Source organism: Streptomyces adustus (assembly GCF_009377175.1).
GTDB classification, from domain to species: domain Bacteria; phylum Actinomycetota; class Actinomycetes; order Streptomycetales; family Streptomycetaceae; genus Streptomyces; species Streptomyces adustus.
Genome location: NZ_VJZD01000426.1, coordinates 1 through 4344, shown reverse-complemented (window position 1 = coordinate 4344; position 4344 = coordinate 1). Strand labels below are relative to the sequence as shown.

The 4344-nt window shown below is 65.2% G+C and carries 3 protein-coding genes and 1 CRISPR repeat array; all 3 genes read left to right on the top strand.

All coding sequences use genetic code 11. The features are described from left to right. Positions 1 to 128: 128 nt before the first annotated feature. The 3 genes from cas2e (at position 129) to FNH09_RS44905 (ending at position 4271) form a co-directional block, all read left to right on the top strand. Entirely contained in the window at positions 129 to 446 is a 318-nt protein-coding gene (gene cas2e / locus FNH09_RS44915) for a type I-E CRISPR-associated endoribonuclease Cas2e (protein ID WP_162470064.1), read from the top strand. An 18-nt stretch (positions 447 to 464) separates the two neighbouring features. Further along, a CRISPR array of direct repeats spans positions 465 to 1042; the repeat unit is 29 nt; unit sequence GTTCTCTCCGCGCGAGCGGAGGTGTCCCG. Positions 1043 to 1729: 687 nt separating this feature from the next. Beyond that, complete coding sequence (locus FNH09_RS44910) at positions 1730 to 2596, top strand: hypothetical protein (protein ID WP_152895635.1); 867 nt, start codon at positions 1730 to 1732, stop codon at positions 2594 to 2596. Positions 2597 to 4013: 1417 nt separating this feature from the next. After that, positions 4014 to 4271: a DUF1206 domain-containing protein gene (locus tag FNH09_RS44905; RefSeq protein ID WP_152895634.1), complete on the top strand. Its 258-nt coding sequence runs from the start codon at positions 4014 to 4016 to the stop codon at positions 4269 to 4271. Positions 4272 to 4344 lie beyond the last annotated feature (73 nt).

Genomic DNA, 4344 nt, shown 5'->3' with positions numbered 1-4344 from the left:
CTCCCACCCGCCCCGACGACGAGGAACTTGACGAAGAACTGGTCGACCTCTGGGACCCCGTCACCGGCCCCGTCCCCGGCGGCACCAACCACGCTCCCGCAGACTGACGACGAAAGGCCCACCCCGCCGTGCCCGCCATGACCGTCATCTCCGCCACCGCTGTCCCCGATCACCTCCGCGGTGCTCTGACCCGCTGGCTCCTCGAAGTCACCCCCACCCTCTACATCGGCACGCTCTCCGCCCGCGTACGCACCGAACTCTGGAACAGCCTCACCTCCTGCCTCACCGACGGCAGCGCCGTCCTGGCCTACCCTGCAGCCAACGAACAGGGCTTCACCCTCCACACCGCTGGCCCCCAACGACGCGACCCCCTCGACTTCGACGGCCTCACCCTCATAGCCTTCCAACACGCCACCGCAAGTCAAGAAATCGCAAAGGGCCTATAGAACCGCAGGTCGCGAAGCGTTCTCTCCGCGCGAGCGGAGGTGTCCCGTACACGGCCGTACTCATCGGCCTGTACCTGGGGTTCTCTCCGCGCGAGCGGAGGTGTCCCGGCCGCTCAGGTGGTGCCGGGGGCCGGGGGTCTGTTCTCTCCGCGCGAGCGGAGGTGTCCCGCCGCCGGCCATCGGCCGCGCGGCAGCAACGACGTTCTCTCCGCGCGAGCGGAGGTGTCCCGGCCGGATGGGACGGGATGGTCGACGGCATCGCGTTCTCTCCGCGCGAGCGGAGGTGTCCCGGTCTGGGACAACGTCAAGAAGGCGATCGGTACGTTCTCTCCGCGCGAGCGGAGGTGTCCCGCCATGGCCTGGCCAACCTTGTTGTCGGACCAGGTTCTCTCCGCGCGAGCGGAGGTGTCCCGGCTGCCGTGTCGAAACCCCACGCCAACGTGGTGTTCTCTCCGCGCGAGCGGAGGTGACCCGCCCAAGCCGCCGGCGGTGACCACCCCCAAGGCGTTCTCTCCGCGCGAGCGGAGGTGTCCCGGCGTTCGGGTCGTCGTTTACGACGATCAACACGTTCTCTCCGCGCGAGCGGAGGTGTCCCGTACGGGCCGGTCGGGACCGCCGCGCTGGACACCGTGCACCCTGATGCCCCGCCGCCCAGCGGGCAGCCGTAGGCAGGTCTGGGTCGGACTCGGCTGTGGGGGTGTTGGTTTCGCAGCGTTCGCTGTCGTAGCGGTCCTGGCCGGCGCTGCCTGCACGCAGCGAACCCTGCCTGCCGCCTGTGCACCAGCGGCCCAGGTTGCGCCAGTTGCTGCGCGGTCTGCCTGAACGGTGAACGTTCAAGCTGCCGTAGGGCGCAGGCCGGTCCAGGCATCAGGCCGGAGTCTCGGCAGGCATGAAGAAGGGGCGCCCTGGGGGCGCCCCTTCTCGCGAACAGTGACGGTCGGTCCCGTACCAGGGGGACCGTGAGACGCGGATACCAAAGGGGTGTCAGCCCCTCTTGCCACTGGCCCGCATGGTGCCTCCCGCTCTCGATCGCTTGCCTCGGTGCCCGGTCCCTCTGGTGCAACTGACCTTGCCGCTCCGTGTCGGGTGGCCGCCTTGGCGTGCCAAAATCGTAGTACGGCGCGAGCTTACGACGCAACGGTGCTGCTTTTAGCGCCTGTTCACCCCCCGGCAGAGCCAGCACGAATGAGTCTTACAGCCAACTAACCCCTACGTTTACAGCGGTGTATGACCTACGCTTGTGCTGATGCTACGTAATTGACTATCTGGGCCAACGAGGGAACGTGGAAACTTCAGACGACTTTTGGCGGCGAAATGCTGAGAGTCCTCAAAGCAATGCTGAGGGTCCTCAAATCGAGCAGCGTCAGGCGGCGCAGCAGGCAAAGACTCGAGCCGGCGGTGCGCGCAGTGCTGCTGTCCGGTACCGCTTCATCGCCCGTGGCGGCCCTGAGGAAGACCCTCCGCCGCTGGCGAGGCTTCTGCGCGGAGGAGGAGGCAAGGGCGGTGCTGCCCGGCTGAGGCTGTACCTGTCGCTGTTGTGGCTGTCCCGCAACGACGACGCGCCTCGCTTTGAGTACCCGGCCCATCAGTGGGCCCGGCTGCTGGGTTTCGACAGCCCTGACACTGCGGGAGCCCGGCGGGTGCAGCAGGCCCTTCGCTGGCTCGATGAGCAGGCTTTCGTGCGCCTCCAGCACCGGCAGGGCGCATCGTCTGCGATCCACCTGCTCAGTGACGCAGGCACCGGCCGCCCCTACCAGGCACCCGGCCTCGCCATGAAACGCCTGGCCGTCAAGGCGCAGAGGGAAGAACACCTCTACGTGCAGCTGCCCGCGGGACTGTGGACCAAGGGCTGGATCAGCGACCTGTCCGGCGCTGCGGTCGCCATGTACCTGGTGCTTCTGCACGAGCGGCGCGGCGAGGACAAGACTGTGTGGCTGTCCCCGCGGATCGGCCGGGAGCGGTACGACCTGAGCGACGAGACCCGGCGCAAGGGCCTCAACGAACTTGCGCAGCATCAGCTTGTGTCGGTACGCCGGCGGCCTGTCCACCAAGGACTGTTCGAGGATCACTTTCGTAGCCGCAACGTCTACGAACTCAACCCGGAAGACCTGGACCGCTACGAGCCGGGAGAGCAGCATCCCTGGTTCTAGGCGCCTGCTTGCCGCGCTGCGCCGACGGTACCGGCCGGTCGGAGCGCGGTGGGGCGGCCCAGGGTCAGGGCCTCATGCGCTACAGCTGGCCCGCCTACCAGTACCGCCACTGTGAATCTGCAGCACTGGTTATAGCCAGCCCTAATGGCACTCGCACGACAAGTTGGAGCGGGCCTGGCATCCGTCGTGGAAGATGCTGTCACGGGGGCTACCCGAACGACGCTGGCATCAGGCCCATCAGACGCCACCACGCTGGCCTGGCAAAGGAGGATGTAAGACAGCTGCTGAAGCTGCCCAGACCCGGTCCTGCGCTGGCCGACAAGGATGGGCCAGTGGTGGGATAGAGCAGAGGCCCCGGAGGATGGCGCCTACGACAGCGCTCTCCCAACCGGGGCCCTCCGCGTGAGCACTGCTTGCCTGCCGTCGTCACAACAACAAACGAAGAGAGCTCCAGCACGAGAGTACCGTCCTTGATGACTTCAGTCAGGCAGGACCGACTCCTCGACGGTTGAGCCTACCTCAAACAAGATAGTCGCGTTCATGACAAAACATGCTGGGATCTTGATGCTCCGCCTGCCGAGCAGGGCCGCGGTCGGCTCTGCACTGCGGCCGCGAGGACGCGGGTATTTTGTCGCGTAACAGGTTGTGGACCCGCTGAGCTCGCCGTCCACCGCCAAGAAGCGGTCGGAACTGCCGTTCGGGTACTGGTACGGACCGGCTTGCCGAGCCGTGAAGACTGGTTCGATCAAGGCTCATCGGGCATCGAGTGCTTCACTTCGGTACGGGTGATGAGCACCTCAACGAATCACCTTGAAATGCCTAATACCTAGATCCGATGTTTTCTAACTGACTTCGGGTGTTCAGCAGCCCCCAAATGACACTCTTACAGTAAACCCGGTTCGGGGTGGTGGGCTAGGAAAATCTGGAATGATGAAGAAGATTTACGGACACTCGCGATCGCGATATTGCCCATGCGGGCCGGGGGCTCGAACGTCGAAAGCGATTCAGCAATATTGGCGCCACGCTTGCGCGGCGTTCTGTTTTTGTTGCCCAAAGTGATGGTGGCGAATTTGGTGATCTGGGGCTGTTTCCTGAGGTATGGGAAACCGGGATGGAGATTCAGTTAAATTTGTTTATTGGGTAAGTTCCATAGTGCGTTATGGATGCAGGTCATCGCCCGGGTGACCGCGAAGGGTTTGCCGCGACACTGCCAACTCATGGCCGCCGGGGTCGGCTACGGTGTGGTCCAGGTGCTCGACTCTCCGTCGTCTGGCAGTACGAGGCGCGTAATATCCGTGGAGCACCACTCGCGGTGTCGGCAACTACGACCTGACAGCCCTGCTGCCAGATGCCGGCCCTCCGCGTGAGCACCGCCAAGTCCGTCGTCACAACTAACTACACGTAAGTGAGCAAGTAGATGACAGCATCAGTGATGCCCCCTGCCGAGTGCGCGAAGTGCGTGGAGCGTGAGGAGGGCGACCGCCGTACGAAGAACCGGTGGATCACCGGCGGCCAGACCCTCGTTGGTGCGGTACAGGTAGGGCTGACCGGGACCGGTATCTGGCAGTTCGTCGACGGCCAGTGGCTCGCGGCGGGTGCCGCAGCCGGGCTTGCCGCCCTCGGCTACGGGGCGATCAAGGGGCTGTCGAAGCTCCGCCCGGAACCCCGAAAGTAGCGCCTGACTAGGCCCGTTCAGGGCGATGCGCCACCTGCGGGTGGGGTCGGACCACGCAAACGTGGTCCGACCC

Bases quoted from the DNA above. Each gene is read 5' to 3' on its own strand.
- FNH09_RS44905 (WP_152895634.1), top strand. From the start codon at position 4,014: ATGACAGCATCAGTGATGCCCCCTGCCGAGTGCGCGAAGTGCGTGGAG.